Genomic DNA, 17,330 nt, shown 5'->3' with positions numbered 1-17,330 from the left:
GTCAGGGCGCTGCCTTGCGTGACGAGTAGATGACGCCGCCGCTGGCTTCCACCACCAGACGGCCGTTCTCGTTCCTGATGTCCTCGATGCGGCCAAGGCCGGGCACCTGCTGTCCCAACACGGCCTCTATGACGCCGTTCGGACTTTGCAGGATCGCAATCCCCTCATAGGCCTGGCGAACTGACCAGCCCTTGATCACCTTGCGCGGCGCCGTCATGCGCTCGGATGGAGCCACCGAACCCGTGATCTCGGGCGCGGTGACCGAGGCCATCACCGGCATCGGCTGCTGCGGTTGTGAGGCCACGGGCGCCGGAGCCTGGACCTGTGCCTGCGCGAGCTTGTCGAGCTTCACCGTCGAGGACGAGCTGACCCGTTCGATACGATCCAGGTTCTCGGCGAAACGGCCAAAGCGGTCGTTGGTCGCCTTGCTCGATTGATCGACCGCGGTTCGCAGGCCGTCGAGATTTTCGGACACGCCCGACACTTGCTTGCGCAGCTGCGCGACGGTCTCGCGCAGATTCCTGATCTCCATATTGGCCGCGACGTTGCTCTGGGCTGGCTGCGTGGTGAGATAGGCGATCACGCCGGTGCAGGCGCAGACAACGAGAATAGCGGCCACCGCCAATGTCGCGAGCGGCGCCACCCAGGTCGGACGGGGCGGCGGCGGCTTGGCCACGATCGTCGCGGGCTTCATCACGACTGGCGCAGGCTTGGGTATCGCCATCTTGTCGAGGCGCGCCTTTGCACGAATGCGCTTCAGCCCCTCGAGCGCTTCCTTCGCCAGGGTTTCATCGCTCGCCGCTGCCGATGCTCGCCTCGAGCTCGCAGCAGGCTTGGTGGTCGCTCGCGCCGCATTGTCCTTGTTATCGCGCGCTTCCGGAGCCGGCTTCGCTGCCGCGGAAACATCAGCGGTCTCGCCGGGACGAGCTTGTCCATCGGACAACATGTGAAAATGCTCCGTTCGGTTCGGTCTATTGAACGGTGAAGTTAGTTGCCGAAGCTTGCCTGAAACGTGCGCAGCGAAAACCTTTCATCACGCGCAACGCGACGCGACATGAGTCCAACGCGTCATGCACGTGGCGATAGTGCGACTCGAAAGACACACACTCGCCAAGATTTCGCCAAGCTGGAGTCGCCGTTCCGTACATGAGTCGAATTGTCGCATGTGGATAAACGGGCTCGAGAGTCAATTCGGGGTTGAAAACCCCTCCATGCACGTCACTCGCGACACAACGCAAAATAGCTGTGATTATACGGGGATGCGGAACTTTAGGCCCGCCGCGGTGCAAAACTAGTTCGGATTTAAAATCAACTGATGCGATTGGATATACAAAGAAACAACCCGAAACGAATCAACAGCATCAAACACACATAGCAATCGCTTTGTTGCGCGCGCTTGATCGGAAATCGGCAATTGTTACGGTCCTACTCAAGTGATTCTCGCCAGTTGGCGAGGGGATCGACAGAGTTCAGTAGCGTTCGAATAAGCAACTTGGCGCAACTGTTCTAGGTCGCTGTCTCAATCCGCTCCGCGAGGTGATCCGTAAGACACCCGCCGGGCCTCACAGTAAGCGTTCAGTATCGAGTCGAAGTAGCAGGCCTGCGCACGCAGGCACTGAATGCGTAGGGCTGCCCGCGAACATCGAAGCCATAATAACGGTACGCGGGAAAGGAATGTCGTCAAACAGCATCGTTGCCGAGCCGGGTCATCACAACAACCAGCCGGCCGCAACAAGTGCGAAACAGGGGCGAAGACTGATGTATATTATCGTTGATGATCGCGAGAGCGTCACGAACAGCTACGTTGCAGGGCTTGTTCGCGAAGGCGTATCGTCGATCGGATTCTCCTCCGGAGAATTCTGGGAATGGCTGCAATCTGCGAGTGAATCGGATCTGGCAGCGGTCGACGCGTTCCTCCTCGGGGATTGCGATTCCCGCGGAAGCTTGCCGCGGGCGATGCGCAAGCGCTCTTCGGCTCCCATCATCGCCATGAGCAGCCAGAAAATGCTCAAGAACACGCTTGAGCTGTTCGAATCGGGCGTCGACGACGTCGTGCACGTGCCGATTCACCTGCGCGAGATCCTCGCCCGAACGGCCGCGATCGCGCGCCGCCGGGTGGGAGAGCTACCGAGGCCGTGCGAGACCAGGATCCAGGTCTTCTTCAACGGACGTGACCCCGAGATCGCGGGCCACGCCCTCACCCTGCCCCGCCGCGAACTGCGCATTCTCGAATATATGGTCAGCAACCACGGCAAGTGGATCACCAAGACGCAGATCTTCAACGCGGTCTATGGCATCTTCGAGTCGACCTTCGACGAGAGCGTGATCGAGAGCCACGTCAGCAAGCTGCGCAAGAAACTCCGCGACCGCCTCGGCTTCGACGCGATCGTGGCCCGGCGCTACGTCGGATACCGCATCAACATCCCGGCTGGCGAGACCATCGACGTGCCGATGCAGGACCTCGACGAAGTCGGCATCCTCCTGAACAGGGCGCATGCCGCTCCGGCGGCGTACCCGGCCGGAAACTGACGCGGCAGGGCACCGACACGCACTGACGACAACGGCCCCTGCGAAGTACCCTTCGCAGAGGCCGTTGCACGTTCAGCGGCAGACACGGCAGAATATGGCTACCGCTCTCTCGCGGCAGCCGCCATGGCTCCAGAGTCTCGTCCTGACGCGTCTTGAAGCGAACCGGTATCCGCCTCGCTCGAAAACGCTTCAGGGCTTCTGCTGGAATTCTTCCTTCGAAACGTAGTTGAAGTCCTCGATCAGAACGTCCTGGACGACGTCGGCCTGCATCCGCTCGTTGACGCGCTGCTTGATGGCGGTCGTGAGGATGGAGAGGTCGTAGCGGGCGAGCTTCCTGAAATCGAGGCGATCGTCAGCATAGATCCTGCGGAAAGCCTCGTCGACGACGAACGGCTCCGGCGGAACGCTGAGCTGGTGCATGGTCCGCGCCTCGACGGTGTAGACGAAGCGCGCGACGATATAGCCCTGCACACCGCCGCCCTCGACCATGGGCACGCTCAGCGCGCGTGTTTTCTGATACTGAAGCCCGTCGAGAAATTCGTCCTTTGCCGGCAGCAGGGTGCCGTTCTCCTTCCAATAGGCCACGCCATAGCTCGTGCCCGCGGTGAGGATGCATACCCAGAGCCCGGCCAGCACGAGTCTGATCATTTTCCGTCCTGCATTGTGCGACCCGTATAGGTGCCGTCGGATTCGGCATCCTTGATCGCCTTGACGATGATGGTCGCGACCTCGCGCACCGCATCGTAGTGCATTTCGAGGATGGAACGATTCCGCTCGAGCTTCTGGCGCAACCGCTGTATCTCCTCGGTGATCTCGACCTCGCTGCCGAGATGCATCCGCGCCCGCATCAGGCGGACGAATTCGAGCATGCTGCGGCTCTTCCGCGCGCTGAAGTCGTCGAAATCGACCTTCTTGCCCGTCGCGAGCGCGGCCGTCTCCTCCTCGACGATGCTCTCGAGCCGGCGGATCGCCGCCAGCAGGCCGCGCATCTCGTCGGCTCTCGCCCCGTCGGCGCCATCGATCTCCGCCTCGTTGCCGACATTCGGCAGCAGCACGGGCAACAGCGCATCGCCCGATGCGGCCTCCATCGTCATCGCCTCGGTATCCTCGCCCGGCTGCTCCATCACCACGGCCGCCGCGCCTTCTTGTGCCTGCATTGGAAATTCACCCCTCAACTTCTGTCGCCCATTCCCGGATCATGATCCGACCTTGCCCGTAACGTCCGGCCCCGCCGGATGCGCAGCGGCGAGCTGCTTGGCAATGCCGATGCCCTTGCCCTTCGCGAGCTGAGCACCAAGCTGTTCCGCCAGCATCGACTTCCAGACGCCGCCGGCCGTGCCCTTGCCGAAGACCTCCTCCGATTCCTTCGGCAGCATCGTCTCGACGAAGGTCTGCAGAATGAATGCCTCGAACTTCCGGTACACCTCTCCGGACGCCGGCGCCTTGATCACCTGCACCGGCGGCCCGTTCACCACACCCGACTGCGCTTCGGCAACCTTCGCCGCGGCTTGATCGCCGGTCGCTGCCTTGGCTTTACCGACCTCGGCATCCATCGTCGCGGCGAAATCGGCGTCGGATGATTTCAGCGCATCGAGCTTCGCAGTCGCTGCGCGCTGCGCCACGGGATCGGCGGCATCGAGGACGTCGAGGACGAGGTCGGGCGTCGCTGTCACGATCATGTCTTGTTCCGGTTGGCTGGCCGCTGCGTCCACTCGCGCACGGCAGGGCTTATTCCCGTCATCTCCTCGAGCGAAAGCTTCTCCGCGTCGCGACGCTTGTCGGCGAGCGCCGCATTCGCGACCTGCTCGAGTTGCTTCACACGGCGGCTCTGCGAGCGAACCTGGTCGAGCTGCTGCGATGCCTGCTCCTGAACCGCGCGCGCACCAACGCTCGTCCTGTTCAGGCGGCGTGCGATCGATTCGCTCGACGAACCCGCCGGCGGATTTCCCTCGTTCAGCGTACCGACCAGCCATTCCTGCTCGTCCTGCAAGCTGCGCTCCTGCTGCCGCAAATGCGCCAGCTGCCACTCGGACAGCCGGAGCTGGAGCTTCACGAGCGAGACCATCCGGCCGAGCTTGTCCGCGCGCGACGTCATGGCCGTCACTCCGCCAGCCACGACGAGACGCCGAGCATGAATTGCGTCAATAGTTCGTCGCTGGTGAGGTAGAGCAGCAGGAAGCCGCCGAACAGAACGAAGGGTACCGAAATGAAATAGACCGGTATCGCCGGTGTCAGCTTGTTGATCAGGCCGACCGCGAGGTTGACGATGACCGAGTAGACGATGAAGGGGCTGGTGATGCGCAGCGTCAGAACGAACGCCTCCGACAGGCGACTGACGAGCAGGTCGAGCGCCATGCTTCCGCCGAGCCTGCTGCCGGGATGCCAGACATCGTAAGAGTTCATCAGCCCCCGCAGGACCTGCCAGTGCTGGTCGGTGATGAAGAACAGGGTGGTGACGGACGCCATGATCAGCGGCACCAGGGCCGGCGCCGGATCGGTGTCACCGACCGGCGTCCCCGGGATGTTGCTGAGCCCGATCGCGCTCGCCATCACGGTCGCCATGGTCTGGAGCGCGAGGAAGAACACGCGCCCTCCGAGCCCGATGACGCTACCGACCACGATTTCGGAGCAGATCAGGAGCGCGAGCGTCAGCGGCGCGGCGTTGTCCGTGAGAGGTTTCAGGATTGCGATCAGGATCGGCGTCAGCGCGAACGTCGTGACGAGCGCGACGAACAGGCGGATCTGGGCGGGAACGTTGACGCTGGAATAGCCTGGCACGAGCATCAGGCAGGCGCCGATGCGACAGAACACGATGAACGTCACCAGCACGCTGTCGGCAAGGCCGCTGATCACGATATCGCTCCGAGAGCTCTGATCTCGGCGCTGCGCGCGACCTCGACATGCGACAGGATCGGCAAGGTCGGGAATACCCGCTCCAGGATCATCCGGACATAGGGACGGGCTTCGGGCGTCACCGCCAGAACCACACTGGTGCCGTTCTCGGTGAACTTGCGGATCGCCGCACTGGCCTCGGTCGCGAACTGTTCGATCAGGCGCGGATCGGCGTCGAATTCGACGACGTCGCCTTTGGCGTCGCGCTTCAGGCTCTGGTGGAACGCCAGGTCCCAGCGGTTGCCGAGACGGATGACGTTCAGCACACCGTTGTCGGAGAGATCACCGCAGATCTGCTGCGCAAGACGCGTCCGCACGTGCTCTGCGACCTGCTCGGAGCGCCGCACATGGGGCGCGATCTCGGCAATGGCCTCGAGGATCAGATGAAGGTTGCGGATCGACACGCGCTCGGCGAGCAGGATCTTCAGGATCGCCAGCAGACCCGAATAGGAGATCTGCGAGGGGCAGAGATCCTCGATCAGGCGCTTGTATTCGGGATCGAGCCGGTCGAGCAGCCCGCGCATGTCCTTGTAGGACAGCAGCTGCGAGAGGTTTGCCCTGATCACTTCGCTGAGATGCGTGAGCAGCACAGACAGATTGTCGACCGGCTTACAGCCCTGACGCTTGACTTCGTCGGTGAAGGCCTCCGCGACCCAAAGCGCCTTCATGCCGAAGGCGGGCTCGACCACCTCTTCGCCGGGCACGTCGGGCTTGCCGTCCTTGTCGACAAGCACCAGCACCTCGCCCAGCCGCAGTTCGCCATGGGCGATACGCGTGTCGTGGATCCGGATCTGATATCCCTTGGGATCCATCGACAGATTGTCGGTCAGCTTGATCTCGGGAATGACAAAGCCATACTGCTTGGCGAACTTCTTGCGAATCTTGCTGACCCGATGCGCAAGCTCGTTGCGCGAGCCGAGCAGATGGACGGAAAGGTGACCGCCGAGCGCCAGCTCGATCTCCGCGGTCTTGAGCGATTCCTTGACCGATTCCTTGGCATCGGCCTGGGCGCGCTCGTCGGCCTTGCGCGCGTGCTCCTTCTTCTCCCGCGCCGCCTGCCGCCTCGGCAGCGAGTAGCCGACGAAGGCCATGACGCCGCCCAGCAGCACGAACGGCGCCATCGGCAGCCCCGGCATCAAGGCGAGCACGAACATCATCAACGACGCCGCCGACACCGCGCGCGGATAGCCGCCGAGCTGCCGCAGCACGGCCTGCTCCGCCGACCCCCTGGTGCCGCCCTTGGAGACCAGAAGGCCCGCCGACAGCGACACGATCAGGGCCGGCATCTGCGTTACGAGGCCGTCGCCGACGGAGAGTTTGGTGTAGACGTCGGCGGCGCGCGACAGCGTCAGACCGTGATGCGTGACGCCAATGATGATGCCGCCGAAGATGTTGATCGCGGTGATGATCAGGCCAGCGATGGCATCGCCGCGGACGAATTTCGAGGCACCGTCCATCGCGCCGAAAAAGGAGCTTTCCTCTTCGAGCTCCCGGCGCCGGCGCTGGGCTTCCTTGTCGTCGATCAGGCCCGCGGACAGGTCCGCGTCGATCGCCATCTGCTTGCCGGGAATCGCATCCAGGGTGAAGCGGGCGCCGACTTCGGCGATACGCGTCGCACCCTTGGTGATCACGACGAAGTTCACCGTGACCAGGATCGCGAAGATGATCAGGCCAATGACGAAGTCGCCGCCCATGACGAACTTCGAGAAGCCGGCGACGACATGGCCCGCGGCGGTTTCCCCCTCCCCGCCTCGCGACAGGATCAGGCGTGTCGTCGCGACATTGAGCGCCAGACGCAGGATCGTTGCGATCAGCAGTACGGTCGGGAAGGCGGAGAAATCGAGCGGCCGCTGAATCCACAACGCGACCATCAGGATCAGCGCCGAAAGCGCGATCGAGAATGCGAGACCGAGATCGATCAGGATCGGCGGTATCGGCAGGAACAGGATCGTGAGCATGGCCACGATCCCGCCGGCGAAAAAGGCATCCGCCCCGAAGCGGCGCGGGCTTGGCAGGCTAGCAGCTAACGTATCGGCCATGGTTCACCGGCAGAGGGTCCGACCCGCAATCTGCCGTGCAAAGCTTACGCGAGGGTGGTGGCCGATGACCCCTGGGATCAGAAGCCGCGCTCGATATGCGAATAGACCATCTCCGTGAAGGTGGAGAGATGCGCACCGATGAAGGAGCCGGAGATGGCGACGACCACGAGAATGACGATGATCTTCGGGACGAAGGTCAGCGTCACTTCCTGGATCTGGGTCAGGGCCTGGATCAGCGCAATAAGGGTGCCGACCAGCATCGCGGCGCCGACCGCGGGGCCGGAGGCCACGATGATGGTCCAGATCGCAGCCTGGACGATGTCGAGGGCGTCCCTCTCGTTCATGACTGGCTGATCGTGAGCCCGGGCCCGACCGCCACCTTCGTACCGTTCTCAAGGGTCGCGACGGAGCCGTCGCTGTTGATGGAGATCGACTTGACCTTGCCGCTGAAGGTCGCCCCGGTCGAGTCGGTGAAGCTGACCGTTTTTCCGATCAGCCCGTCGGCCTGCGACAACGATTGCGAGGACAGCAGCGCATCCAGCTTGGTATTTGTCTGCATGGCCTGCTCGACCGTCGAGAGCTGGGCGAACTGGCTCATATATTGCGACGTATCCATCGGATTGGTCGGATCCTGATTCTTCATCTCGGCGACGAGGAGCCGAAGAAACGTATTGTAATCGACGGTGTTGCTCGCCGTGTTCGTGGTGGAGCTGGTCGAACTGGACTTGCTGTTGGTATCGGTCGCGCTGGTGACGTTCATATTGCCTCTCCGCTGTCAGGCAGCCTCGAATGGGATTTCGGCGGTGGCGCGGGCCAGGTCAGCCAGGATTGCCTGCTCCACCGGAAACAGCGCCCGGATCCGCTTGAGCGCCTCGAAATAACGTGTCGTCTTGACCAGTTCGTCGATCGCGGCGAGCCCGTCGAGCATCTCGCGGCTCTCGCAAACCGCGAGCAGCGCCGCGTGATGCTCGCCATAGAGCGCAGCCGCGGCGACGACGTCCGTCGGATTCATCAGCATGAGCTGGACGATGAAATAGAGCTGCCGCAGCGCCGTGGTGGCGTCCGAGGCCTGCATGACCTGCCCTTCGAGCAGGAACATCACGTCGTTGACGAGCTCGACGGAGACCTTGCGGTCCACGCGCAGTACCGCTCCGTTGATGTAGATGCGTTCGCCGGCCCGCAGGGATATCTTCATTAAAGCGCGTCTCGGATCAGGCGGTTGATTTCGATCAGCTGCATCACGTCGTTCGACCTCTCCTCGCGAAGCCGATCGGCTTCCTTGACCACCCACAGGCCAATCGAGATGATGTCGGCACGCAGCTTCTCGGGAAGTCCGTTCTCCGGATGCGCGAGATCTTCGATGAAGATCGTCCACAGCCGCCGCACGTAGAGCAGGCTCTCGACCAGGTCCTCGAAGCTGAAGCGTCCCTTCTGGAGCCGCTCGAGCCGGTCGATGCCGAGGCTGAGCGCCTGCCGCTCGCGGCCCCGCGCCTCATAGCCGCTATCGTCGACGACCGATCCATAGGCTTCAAACGTCATCAGAACCACTCTGCGCAGGAGACTGAACAACACGACAAAGGTTACGAGCCTTACGCATGGAGGCGAGGCTCAGAGATAGTTGACGAGGCTGATCTGCTGGAGCTGCGAGGTGAGCGCGAGCGCCGTCTTGATCTGGGTCTGCAGGGTGTTGACCCGGACCGAGGCCTCGGTCGGGTCGACGGCCTCCATCTTGACGATCTGATTGTTCAGAATGTCCTGCTGAATCTTGAGCTTTTCGGTGGCGCCGGTGACCCGCTGCTGGACCGTACCGACGCTGCCGCCGAGCGTAGCGAGGTCGGTGATGGCGTTACCGACGAGGCCGATGGCCTTGTCCACGACGACCTGGAACGTCGCCTGGTCCAGGTTCACGTTCCCGAGATCGGCCATCATGGTGTAGGCTTCGGCGAGCTTGCGGAAGCCGGTCTGGTTGGCGCTCACGGAAGTATCGGCGATCTCCGTCGTGGAGATACGGCTTTGCATGACCTGGTCGGTGGCCGTTGACCAATTGGTGTTCCAGGCCGGGCTCGCGAACTCGGCATCAAACGTGGTGTTGAGGAAGGTCTGCATCTGGGCCGGCGTGATGGTGTTCACGGACGGCGAGGACTGCGAAAAGCCGAAAGCCGCGAGGAAATCCGCATCGACCTGATTCTTGCTGGCCGAGCCCGCGGTGTAAGCCGTGATCGGCGTATTCTGCGTGTTGATGCCCGAAAAAAGATACGAGCCGTTATAGGAGACGTTCAGCGCGCCGATCAGATCCTGGAGGTTGGAGGACGCAGGCGGCAGGATGATCCGCCCGCCACCGTCGGTACTGCGGGCCGCGATCAGGTCCTTGAGAAACTCCGTTGCGGTCGAGCCGAGTTGGGTGATCCGGCTCTGCGTGATGTCCAGGCGTCCGGAGACGAGCCCGTTGGTATCGACGAGCTGATCGGCGAAGCTCAGGTCTGCCCGCAGGGTGACGTCGCTTCCCGTCGTGGCACCAAGCTGGAGGCCGACATCGGCGAAGCGGCCGGTGGTGGCCTCCTTCGAGGCCTTGCTCAACGCGGCCTGATTGTTCGTGATCGAGGACCTCAACGACGAAGACAACATCAAGGTCGAGATGTAGTTGGCGCTCATCATGACTTAATTCCCCACGGCGGCCAGCAGGCTCTTCAACATTTGGTCGACGGTCGAGATGATCTTCGACGACGCCGAGTAGGTACGTTCGACCTGGAGCATCAAGGACATCTCGTCGTCAATGTTGACGCCGCTGACGTTCGACAGCGCCGCGTTGCTGCGGTCGAGCAGCGTGTTCTGGTAGGTGGCGCTATCGTCCGCGGCCTTGCGCTGGTTCTCGATCCAGCTGGTCGACGATGCCGCGTAGTCGATCAGGTTGCCGTTCGGCTTGCCTTGCGTGGTTGCGTCGAACGGCTGCGACGCGTCCATGCCGCCGATGAGCTGCTGCAGCCGGGCCGAGAAACCGCCGCTGCCGGCGGTGTTGTATTGGTATGCGACGTTGCCGCTGATCGCGCCATCGCGCAGCAGATTGGGGTTGCCGCCCTGCGCCGGATCGACCGAGGCGGCGACACCGATCAGGCCGGCAAGGCCGACCGAAACGGTGGCGCTCGCGGGCATCGTCGGCGCACCCGGATAGGTGAAAAGACCTGGCACGTCCGGCAGCGCCGCTGCGGTCTGGTCGACTTCCTTGAAGGTTTCGACCAGGCCGCGCGCGATTTCGTCGAGCTGGCTCTGATACGTCACCGTGGCGTTGTCGCGCAGCTGGGAGAGACCCGCGAGCTTGCCGGTCTTGATCGGCATCACGGAATTGGCGCCGGTGACCGGGACACCGTCGATATAGACGGCGTTGCCGGTGGTCCCGGGCGAGTAGATGTTGGTCGCGGCGAAGCTGACCGAGCGCGCCTGCTTGTCGAATAGCACGACGCCGCTGTCGGTGTAGAGCGCCGCGTCGCCGTTGGCGCGGAGCGTCATCGAGACGCCAACCTCCTGCGACAGCTTCGAGACGATGGTGTCGCGCTGGTCGAGATAGTCGGTGACGTCGTCACCGGTGATCGTTCCCTTCACGATCGCGGTGTTGACCTTGTCGAACTGGGTGAGCAGCTGGTTGATATTCGCGACCGAGGTCGCCATATCGGCGTCCGCGCCCTCGCGCACCGTCTGCACGGTCTTGGTGGCCTGGTTGAGCGCCGTCGCCATGTCCTTGGCGGAGGTGACCGCCGCCTGTGCCAGCGTGGTGTTGTCCGGGGCGTTGGCATATTGCTGGAGCGCCTGCTTCAGCTTGTTGAGCTGGGCAGTCGGCGACTGCCCGGCTTCGGGATCGTCCACGGTCGAGGCGGATATCGTCTGAAGACCGCTCAGGATCGCATTCTGCTTGGCGGACGCAGACGTCGCGATCAAGACGTTATCGTAGAGACCGGAGCTCGCGGCGCGCTGGATCGCCGCGACATAGACGCCTGCCCCAGGGAGATTGTCCAGCACCGCGATCTTGCGCGAATAGCCGGCGGCGCTGGCGCCGGCGATGTTGCGCGAGATGGTCGACGACTGGATGCCTGACGCCATGAGCGACGCGCGAGCGGAGTCGAGAGCAGCAGTAAGGGACATGATCTACTCTTGCGCGGGATGAACGTTGAAGAATTCAGCGCTTCAGGTTGACGACGACGTCGAGCAGGTCGGCGCCGGTCTGGAACGATTTCGAGTTGGCGGTGAAGCCGCGCTGCGCCTCGATCATCCCGGTGAGTTCGTCCGCGAGGTCCACGTTGGAATCTTCCAGCGAGCCGGACTGGATCGTGCCGAGCCCACCGGTGCCGGCATTTCCGGCCTGCGCATTGCCCGAGTTCTGGTTGGTCGAATAGACGTTACCCGGCTCGGGCGTCAGATTGTCGGGGCTCGCGACGTCGGCGAGCATGAGCGTGTACAGCGTCAGCTGCTGACCGTTCTTGAGCACGGCAGTCACGTGGCCCGCATTGTCGACATCGACCTTGTCGATGGCGGAAGGCGTGCTGCCATTGACGGTCGCCTTGAAGGAGAAGTCGGTGCCGACCTGCGTCATGTTCGACAGGTCCATGGTCAGCGCCGCGCCGCCGGGGACGGTCACGGTGAGGCCCGTCGGGCTCGCCGCAGCCAGCGCGCCCTTTCCGGCCGCCGTGGTGTCGAAAGTGAAAGTGGTGGCGGGCGCGAGCGACGTACCCGACGCGGAATCATAAACCTGGACCTGCCACGTATCCAGGCCTGCCGCCGTCGCGGTGTGGGACATGTAGACGTCGAGCGTAACGGCCTGGCCGATATTGTTGTAGGCCACGATCGAGCTTTTTGATGAATATGCGCCTGGGCCGGGCGGACCGGCAATAACGGCCGCTTTCGGGTCCAGGTTGCCGGTCGTGAGCGTCCCCGCCGTCGACGGCACGGGCACCTGCGAGACCTGGGCGATGTTCACAATCTGCATTCCCGCGAGGCTGTTCTGCGAGAAATTGGTCACCTTCCCAGGCTGACCGAGCAGGTAGTAGCCGGCAGCATTGACCAGATTGCCCTGACTGTCAGGCACGAACGAGCCGGCGCGCGTCAGGTACTGCTGTGTGTTGGTTGCGTTCGATACCACGAAGAAGCCGTTACCCTGAACGGAGAGGTCCGTACTCGACGTGGTGAACTGCGTATGCCCGGCATCGCTGATGGCGTAACGGACGGTCGTCTCGACAGCTCCGGAATCGTAGTTGCCCGAGCCACTCTTCAGGATGAGCGAGGAGAATTCGGTGGAAGCCCGCTTGTAACCGGTGGTGTTGACGTTCGCGATATTGTCCGAGACCGTCGACAGCTTGTTGGACTGCGCGGCCATCCCGGAAACGCCGGTGCGCATAATGCCGTAGAGGCTCATCGAGAGGGCTCCTTTGAAAGGTTGTAGTTACAATGAGGGTTCTTGCTTGCGCGGAGCTGATGGTTTGGAACCATGCACAACTTCATGTGGTCACGTCGTTTTCGGCTGACAGAACGAGCGCGCTTTGTCGGTCCAGGCGCCAAAGCCGCTCGAGACGAGATGCGCAACGATGTGGCAGACGTAGCGCTTCTGTGCCGGCTGATTGTTCGGGCCAGCGTTGTAGCGGGCCACAGCCATGGTCCAGCTTCCCTCGCGCTGCTTGAGCTCTTTGAGGAAGCGCGCGGCATATTCCACATTCCTGGCGGGATCGAACATCGCCCGCACCGACGCGAATTTGTCGCCGTGATAGTAGTGGTTGATCTGCATGCAGCCGAGATCGATCAGCTTGATCCCCTTGCTCCGCATCGCCTCGAAATTCGCAATGGCGTCGTTCATGTCCTTGGCGAACACAGTCTGGCCGTCGGCGCCGAGCGCATAAGGATAGAGCGCACCGCGCCGCCCGGTCTCGGTGAGGCCGACGGCATAGAGAATGCCGAGCGGAATCCCGTGCTGCTGGGACGCACGCGCCATCTCGCGCTCGCAGGGGCGCGCGTTGTCGGTCGCCGCTGCCGCAGCGCCCGCGTTACAGATAAACAGGGCCGCGACGAATCTGCGGGCCCACGTCCTGATCATGACGCGTCTCCTGGTTGGACTGGCGCTCCTGCCGAGCCTGGCCCGCACCGCCGTCCGATTGGCCGGACGAACTGCTCGCGCCGTCGAACGAGCCTTGCGACTGCGACGACGGTTGCTGCTGCTGGCCCGCGAACTGCGGCTGCGACTGCCCGGAACCGCTCTGGAATCCGTCCAGCGAACCGTGCTGGACCGGCGCCACGTCGGCGACATAGCCCGCGGACTGCATGAGATCGCGGATCGAGTCGCGCTGCTGGTCCAACATCAGACTGGTGTCCTTGCGCTCGGCCGCGAGATGGACGGAGACCTCCGAACCCACCAGGCGAAGGCGCACGGTGACATTTCCGAGCGACGGCGGCTCGAGATTGATGGTCAGGATCTTGAGCGGCTCAGGCGCGTTGGTCTGCGACGTGGCGAGATCTGCAGCGGCCGACGCCGTCGGCGCCGACGATTCCCTGAGCTCGGTGACGACCGCGTTGGCGACCTGCTGCGTGGGGCCGAACTGCGCCGGCGGCAGATGAGTTTCCTGCTGAACGACGGTGACCTTGGTCGTCTCGGGCAAGGTCTCCCGTGCCGAGGCTTTGACGGCGCGTTCGACATTGGCGGTAACGGCTTCGAAGCCTTGCGTCGCGGGCATTGGCTTTGACGATGCCTCGTTGCCTTGCTGCGCGGTTGCCAAGGCCTGCGAAGTTGCAGTCGATGTGCGCGTGCTTGGCGCGGAATCGGCGGTGCCGACCTTCGCAGTGCCCGTCGCCTGAACTTCACGCGGCGCCGTCGACGAGCGTGCGTCGCGCGCCGCCGCATCTTTCTTGTCGGCGCCCGCCGATTGCGTCTGCGGCTTTGCCACCGGTACGGCAGCCAACTCCTGCCCGACGATCGCGGGAATGCTCGACCTGTTCGAAACGTCCGCCTTCGGGGCGGAGTCGACCGGACCCGGATTCTGCGGCGCTTCATCCAGCTTCTGGTCGGACGATTTGTGACCGGACTTGGGCTCGTCGGCAGTCTCGGTGCGCTCGTTCACCGTCTCGTCGTTCGTCTTGTCCTTCCCGGTCGGGTGCGCCAGACGCGTCCGCAAGGATGCGGCCTTCACGCTCGTGTCACTGCCGTCGTCTTTCAGGGCCTTCTTCGCGAGGTTCGAGACGGTGTGGAGCAGATCGTTGAACGATGAGTCCGCCGACGATTTCGTCCCGGCGCTCTTGCCGGATCGCGACGTGCCGCGAATATTGAGGCTTTCGGCCAGCCCCGAAAACACCTGTCCCGAGGTTCCACTGAGCTTCGTCATGGACGGCGATCCTTGGTGAGGCGTTCGAGCTCTGCCAGCTGCTTCTGCGCGCGGGCGAGTGTCGCGGTCGACGACGCGAGATCGAGACGCGCCGGCGTGACCGGAGGCTTGTCGGCTGTGGCAGCGGAACCGCCCGCGAACGGCTTGCGCACGTCGAGCGCGAGCTGGACCGTTGCATTCAGCAGAGGAATATCGCGCTCGGGCAGCTTCGACCGGTCGAGCGCCTTCAGCTCGGCGAGGCCACCGTCGTACTCGTCGGTGAGCGCCCGCGAGACGCCGCGGAAGAAATGCGCACGCTCGCGATCCGCGGAAGCATCGGCGCTGAGCGCCAGCGCGCGCTCGCCGGCAAGCTCGGTCACGGCCAGCCGTCCACGCACCATCGCGCTGCGCGCGATCACGAAATAGAGCTTGAGGCGGCTGGCGCGGTCGATCTGCTCAAGCAGGGTGACGATCCGCGCGAAGCGACGCTCGTCGAGCGCGAGGCTCGATTGCGTCAGGCCCGAGGAGAAGCGCTGCCAGAAGTCCCCGGCATAGACCGAGTTGCGGTAGTGGCGGATATAGGCCAGCGTCAGGAACTCGAACTTGTCGAAATCCTCGGCCTGCCCGACCAGCAGGATCTCGCGCCGCAGTGCCGCCTCCTCCACCAGCGTACCCGGCAACAGCAGGCGCGCATCGTCCAGGCGTTCGATCGCCAGCGTTGCCTCCGAGCGTGCGAACAGCGCGCCCTGGACCAGCGCGACCTGTCCGCCCAGTCCCGACGGAAGCGTGCGCGGCTTGACGTCCTTGAGCAGCTCGCGCGCTTCGTCCTGGCGACCCTCGACATAGGCGAGCGCACCGTTGAAGAGCCGCTCGTCGACGTTCGGCTTGGGCAGCTTGCGGACCAGCTGTGGTCCGCCGCCGCTGAGCAGATAAATGACAACGGCCTGGCCGTTCTGCGCATTGCTCCACACGCTGGCGTCGGCCGCCAGAAATTTCTCGCCGATCTGGCGGATCAGCGCGACGTGGCCGCTATGTGCCGCCATATCGCCATTGGCGATGCCGTCCTGCACCGCCTGCAATGTGCGCACGAGTTCATATGGCTCGCCCGCGCCCGGCGCCGGAGCCGGGGCTGGATCGGCCAGTGCACGGACCGCCGTGAGCGGCAGCAGCAACAGCAGTGCGGCGCGGCGGAGCAGCCTGATCAAGGGCGCTTCTCCCGGATCAGGATTTCGATCCGGCGGTTCTGCGCGGCGGCCGGATCGTTCTGCAGTTTCGGTCGCCGATCGGCGTAACCTTCGACATGCTCGATCCGCTGTGCATCGACGCCGGAGCGGACCAGCATGTAATAGGCCATCTGCGCGCGGGCGGTCGACAGCCGCCAATTGTCGTAGTTCTCCGACTTGTACGGCCGATTATCGGTGTGACCGCGGACGATGATCATGCCGGGACGCTTCGTCAGCAGCGGCCCGATCTTGTCGATCACACGGATCAGCTCGGGCCGCGGTTCGGCCGAGCCGACCGCGAACATGCCGAAGCTTGCGTCGTCGGTCAGGCTGATCAGAAGGCCTTCCTCGACCTGACGTACCTCAGCCACTGGTCCCGCGCCGGCCTTGATGTCCGACAGCGCATCCGCGATCGCGGACTGAAGCTGCTTGACGGTCGGCTGCTGGGTCTGCGCCGCGTCGCGCTGTTCGGACTCCTTCGCCGCATCGCCGGGACGTGACTGCGCGGCGGCATTGGCCTGGGCACTGGCTTGAGCGCCCGGCTGCACATTCGCCTGGGCACTGCCATCGCGTTGAGCCTGTGACGGCGCAGGTCCTGGCGGCAGCAGGGGCGACAGGGTTGCTGACGACGCATCCGCGTTCTGGGCCACGCTTCCGCCGGCCTCGTCCTGCCTGGCGCGGCGAGCCTGCGGCTCGCCCTGCCCCGTTCCGGACGCGTTGTCGCGCGCGGACGCATTCGGCTTCGGCTCGCTGTCGACGAAACGATCCGCATCCTTGGACGTCTGCGGCGCCAGCTTCCAATAGCCGGGATCGAACGGATCGCGATAGGCATCGCCTCCCTTGAGGCCTTCCTCTTCGACAGAGGTCAGCGCGCCGGCGCGACGCTGGCCCGAGGCCTGGTTGGCGCTGTTCGCGATCTCCGCGAGGGTCGCATAGGGATCGCGAAACAGGATCTTCTCTTCGTAGGACGCCGGCTTCTCGGCCGTCGGGGAATCGCCGCGACGTTCTTCGTTCGGCCCGGCCGGCTGGCGCTTGCCATCCTGGCCTTCGGTCGTGGACGGCTCCTTCTTGGTGAGATCCTTGAGGCCCTTCGGCGCGGGCGCGTTCTCCGCGAGCTTGATCGGGTTGAAATAGCTCGCGACCACCTGCTTCTGGTCCTGGTTGAGCGCATTCAGCAGCCACATGACCAGGAAGAACGCCATCATCGCGGTCATGAAGTCCGCGTAGGCGATCTTCCAGACGCCGCCGTGATGCGGCTCCTCGGCGAAGGCGCTGCGCCGGCGGATGATCACCAGCTCTTGCTTGACCTCATTCAT

At 63.7% G+C, this 17,330-nt stretch carries 19 protein-coding genes; 1 reads left to right on the top strand and 18 read right to left on the bottom strand.

The window, feature by feature from the left end; all coding sequences use genetic code 11:
• Position 1: 1 nt before the first annotated feature.
• The gene (locus tag F8237_RS22485) at positions 2-946 is read right to left on the bottom strand and encodes a hypothetical protein (protein WP_151647985.1); all 945 of its coding nucleotides are present in this window, start codon (positions 944-946) and stop codon (positions 2-4) included.
• 812 nt (positions 947-1,758) lie between these two features.
• On the opposite strand from F8237_RS22485, the gene F8237_RS22475 reads away from it, so the two are divergent.
• Entirely contained in the window at positions 1,759-2,529 is a 771-nt protein-coding gene (locus tag F8237_RS22475) for a response regulator transcription factor (RefSeq protein ID WP_151647983.1), read from the top strand.
• Positions 2,530-2,718: 189 nt separating this feature from the next.
• On the opposite strand, the gene F8237_RS22470 is transcribed toward F8237_RS22475, so the two are convergent.
• The 17 genes from F8237_RS22470 to F8237_RS22390 all read right to left on the bottom strand — a co-directional run bounded on the left by F8237_RS22470 (position 2,719) and on the right by F8237_RS22390 (position 17,330).
• Positions 2,719-3,177, bottom strand: a complete 459-nt coding sequence (locus F8237_RS22470; RefSeq protein WP_014440043.1) for a hypothetical protein — start codon at positions 3,175-3,177, stop codon at positions 2,719-2,721.
• On the bottom strand, positions 3,174-3,686 hold the full coding sequence (locus F8237_RS22465; protein WP_151647981.1) for a flagellar biosynthesis protein FlgN: 513 nt from the start codon (positions 3,684-3,686) through the stop codon (positions 3,174-3,176). Before F8237_RS22465 ends, F8237_RS22470 begins: the two co-directional genes overlap by 4 nt.
• Before the next feature lie 39 nt (positions 3,687-3,725).
• The gene (locus F8237_RS22460) at positions 3,726-4,208 is read right to left on the bottom strand and encodes a rod-binding protein (protein WP_162006168.1); all 483 of its coding nucleotides are present in this window, start codon (positions 4,206-4,208) and stop codon (positions 3,726-3,728) included.
• A complete protein-coding gene (locus F8237_RS22455; RefSeq protein WP_151647977.1) occupies positions 4,205-4,624 on the bottom strand; it encodes a hypothetical protein in 420 nt (139 codons plus the stop codon). The genes F8237_RS22460 and F8237_RS22455 overlap by 4 nt, the downstream gene beginning before the upstream one ends.
• 5 nt (positions 4,625-4,629) lie before the next feature.
• Positions 4,630-5,382, bottom strand: coding sequence for a flagellar biosynthesis protein FliR (gene fliR / locus F8237_RS22450; protein ID WP_151647975.1), 753 nt, complete (start codon positions 5,380-5,382; stop codon positions 4,630-4,632).
• Complete coding sequence (gene flhA, locus F8237_RS22445) at positions 5,379-7,460, bottom strand: flagellar biosynthesis protein FlhA (RefSeq protein ID WP_151647973.1); 2,082 nt, start codon at positions 7,458-7,460, stop codon at positions 5,379-5,381. Before flhA ends, fliR begins: the two co-directional genes overlap by 4 nt.
• Positions 7,461-7,537: 77 nt before the next feature.
• Positions 7,538-7,804, bottom strand: coding sequence for a flagellar biosynthesis protein FliQ (fliQ, locus tag F8237_RS22440; protein WP_014440037.1), 267 nt, complete (start codon positions 7,802-7,804; stop codon positions 7,538-7,540).
• Complete coding sequence (gene flgD / locus F8237_RS22435; protein ID WP_151647971.1) at positions 7,801-8,220, bottom strand: flagellar hook assembly protein FlgD; 420 nt, start codon at positions 8,218-8,220, stop codon at positions 7,801-7,803. The genes fliQ and flgD overlap by 4 nt, the downstream gene beginning before the upstream one ends.
• A gap of 15 nt (positions 8,221-8,235) precedes the next feature.
• Entirely contained in the window at positions 8,236-8,655 is a 420-nt protein-coding gene (gene flbT, locus F8237_RS22430) for a flagellar biosynthesis repressor FlbT (protein WP_151647969.1), read from the bottom strand.
• Complete coding sequence (gene flaF, locus F8237_RS22425; RefSeq protein WP_014440034.1) at positions 8,655-8,999, bottom strand: flagellar biosynthesis regulator FlaF; 345 nt, start codon at positions 8,997-8,999, stop codon at positions 8,655-8,657. The genes flbT and flaF overlap by 1 nt, the downstream gene beginning before the upstream one ends.
• Positions 9,000-9,068: 69 nt before the next feature.
• On the bottom strand, positions 9,069-10,115 hold the full coding sequence (locus F8237_RS22420; protein ID WP_151647967.1) for a flagellar hook-associated family protein: 1,047 nt from the start codon (positions 10,113-10,115) through the stop codon (positions 9,069-9,071).
• 3 nt (positions 10,116-10,118) lie between these two features.
• On the bottom strand, positions 10,119-11,594 hold the full coding sequence (flgK, locus tag F8237_RS22415; RefSeq protein ID WP_151647965.1) for a flagellar hook-associated protein FlgK: 1,476 nt from the start codon (positions 11,592-11,594) through the stop codon (positions 10,119-10,121).
• 34 nt (positions 11,595-11,628) lie between these two features.
• Positions 11,629-12,861 carry a flagellar hook protein FlgE gene (locus tag F8237_RS22410; RefSeq protein WP_151647963.1) on the bottom strand — a complete coding sequence of 411 codons (1,233 nt, stop codon included), beginning with the start codon at positions 12,859-12,861 and terminating at the stop codon, positions 11,629-11,631.
• A 90-nt stretch (positions 12,862-12,951) separates the two neighbouring features.
• Complete coding sequence (locus F8237_RS22405) at positions 12,952-13,533, bottom strand: transglycosylase SLT domain-containing protein (protein WP_151647961.1); 582 nt, start codon at positions 13,531-13,533, stop codon at positions 12,952-12,954.
• Positions 13,484-14,812, bottom strand: coding sequence for a flagellar hook-length control protein FliK (gene fliK / locus F8237_RS22400; RefSeq protein ID WP_151647959.1), 1,329 nt, complete (start codon positions 14,810-14,812; stop codon positions 13,484-13,486). Before fliK ends, F8237_RS22405 begins: the two co-directional genes overlap by 50 nt.
• On the bottom strand, positions 14,809-15,996 hold the full coding sequence (locus F8237_RS22395; protein ID WP_151647957.1) for a chemotaxis protein: 1,188 nt from the start codon (positions 15,994-15,996) through the stop codon (positions 14,809-14,811). Before F8237_RS22395 ends, fliK begins: the two co-directional genes overlap by 4 nt.
• Complete coding sequence (locus tag F8237_RS22390) at positions 15,993-17,330, bottom strand: MotB family protein (protein ID WP_151647955.1); 1,338 nt, start codon at positions 17,328-17,330, stop codon at positions 15,993-15,995. The genes F8237_RS22395 and F8237_RS22390 overlap by 4 nt, the downstream gene beginning before the upstream one ends.

Source organism: Bradyrhizobium betae (assembly GCF_008932115.1).
In the GTDB taxonomy this organism is placed as follows: domain Bacteria; phylum Pseudomonadota; class Alphaproteobacteria; order Rhizobiales; family Xanthobacteraceae; genus Bradyrhizobium; species Bradyrhizobium betae.
Note: the sequence above shows the minus strand (reverse complement) of the source record. Positions and strands in the feature narration are given on the sequence as shown.

What these genes read in the sequence shown, in the direction of transcription:
- F8237_RS22420 (WP_151647967.1), bottom strand. Translation starts at nt 10,115, where the DNA reads ATGATGAGCGCCAACTACATCTCGACCTTGATGTTGTCTTCGTCGTTG.
- fliQ (WP_014440037.1), bottom strand. Translation starts at nt 7,804, where the DNA reads ATGAACGAGAGGGACGCCCTCGACATCGTCCAGGCTGCGATCTGGACC.
- F8237_RS22405 (WP_151647961.1), bottom strand. Translation starts at nt 13,533, where the DNA reads ATGATCAGGACGTGGGCCCGCAGATTCGTCGCGGCCCTGTTTATCTGT.
- F8237_RS22410 (WP_151647963.1), bottom strand. Translation starts at nt 12,861, where the DNA reads ATGAGCCTCTACGGCATTATGCGCACCGGCGTTTCCGGGATGGCCGCG.
- fliK (WP_151647959.1), bottom strand. Translation starts at nt 14,812, where the DNA reads ATGACGAAGCTCAGTGGAACCTCGGGACAGGTGTTTTCGGGGCTGGCC.
- F8237_RS22455 (WP_151647977.1), bottom strand. Translation starts at nt 4,624, where the DNA reads ATGACGTCGCGCGCGGACAAGCTCGGCCGGATGGTCTCGCTCGTGAAG.
- F8237_RS22460 (WP_162006168.1), bottom strand. Translation starts at nt 4,208, where the DNA reads ATGATCGTGACAGCGACGCCCGACCTCGTCCTCGACGTCCTCGATGCC.
- flhA (WP_151647973.1), bottom strand. Translation starts at nt 7,460, where the DNA reads ATGGCCGATACGTTAGCTGCTAGCCTGCCAAGCCCGCGCCGCTTCGGG.
- F8237_RS22475 (WP_151647983.1), top strand. Translation starts at nt 1,759, where the DNA reads ATGTATATTATCGTTGATGATCGCGAGAGCGTCACGAACAGCTACGTT.
- F8237_RS22485 (WP_151647985.1), bottom strand. Translation starts at nt 946, where the DNA reads ATGTTGTCCGATGGACAAGCTCGTCCCGGCGAGACCGCTGATGTTTCC.
- flgK (WP_151647965.1), bottom strand. Translation starts at nt 11,594, where the DNA reads ATGTCCCTTACTGCTGCTCTCGACTCCGCTCGCGCGTCGCTCATGGCG.
- F8237_RS22465 (WP_151647981.1), bottom strand. Translation starts at nt 3,686, where the DNA reads ATGCAGGCACAAGAAGGCGCGGCGGCCGTGGTGATGGAGCAGCCGGGC.
- flaF (WP_014440034.1), bottom strand. Translation starts at nt 8,999, where the DNA reads ATGACGTTTGAAGCCTATGGATCGGTCGTCGACGATAGCGGCTATGAG.
- F8237_RS22390 (WP_151647955.1), bottom strand. Translation starts at nt 17,330, where the DNA reads ATGAATGAGGTCAAGCAAGAGCTGGTGATCATCCGCCGGCGCAGCGCC.
- flgD (WP_151647971.1), bottom strand. Translation starts at nt 8,220, where the DNA reads ATGAACGTCACCAGCGCGACCGATACCAACAGCAAGTCCAGTTCGACC.
- flbT (WP_151647969.1), bottom strand. Translation starts at nt 8,655, where the DNA reads ATGAAGATATCCCTGCGGGCCGGCGAACGCATCTACATCAACGGAGCG.
- F8237_RS22470 (WP_014440043.1), bottom strand. Translation starts at nt 3,177, where the DNA reads ATGATCAGACTCGTGCTGGCCGGGCTCTGGGTATGCATCCTCACCGCG.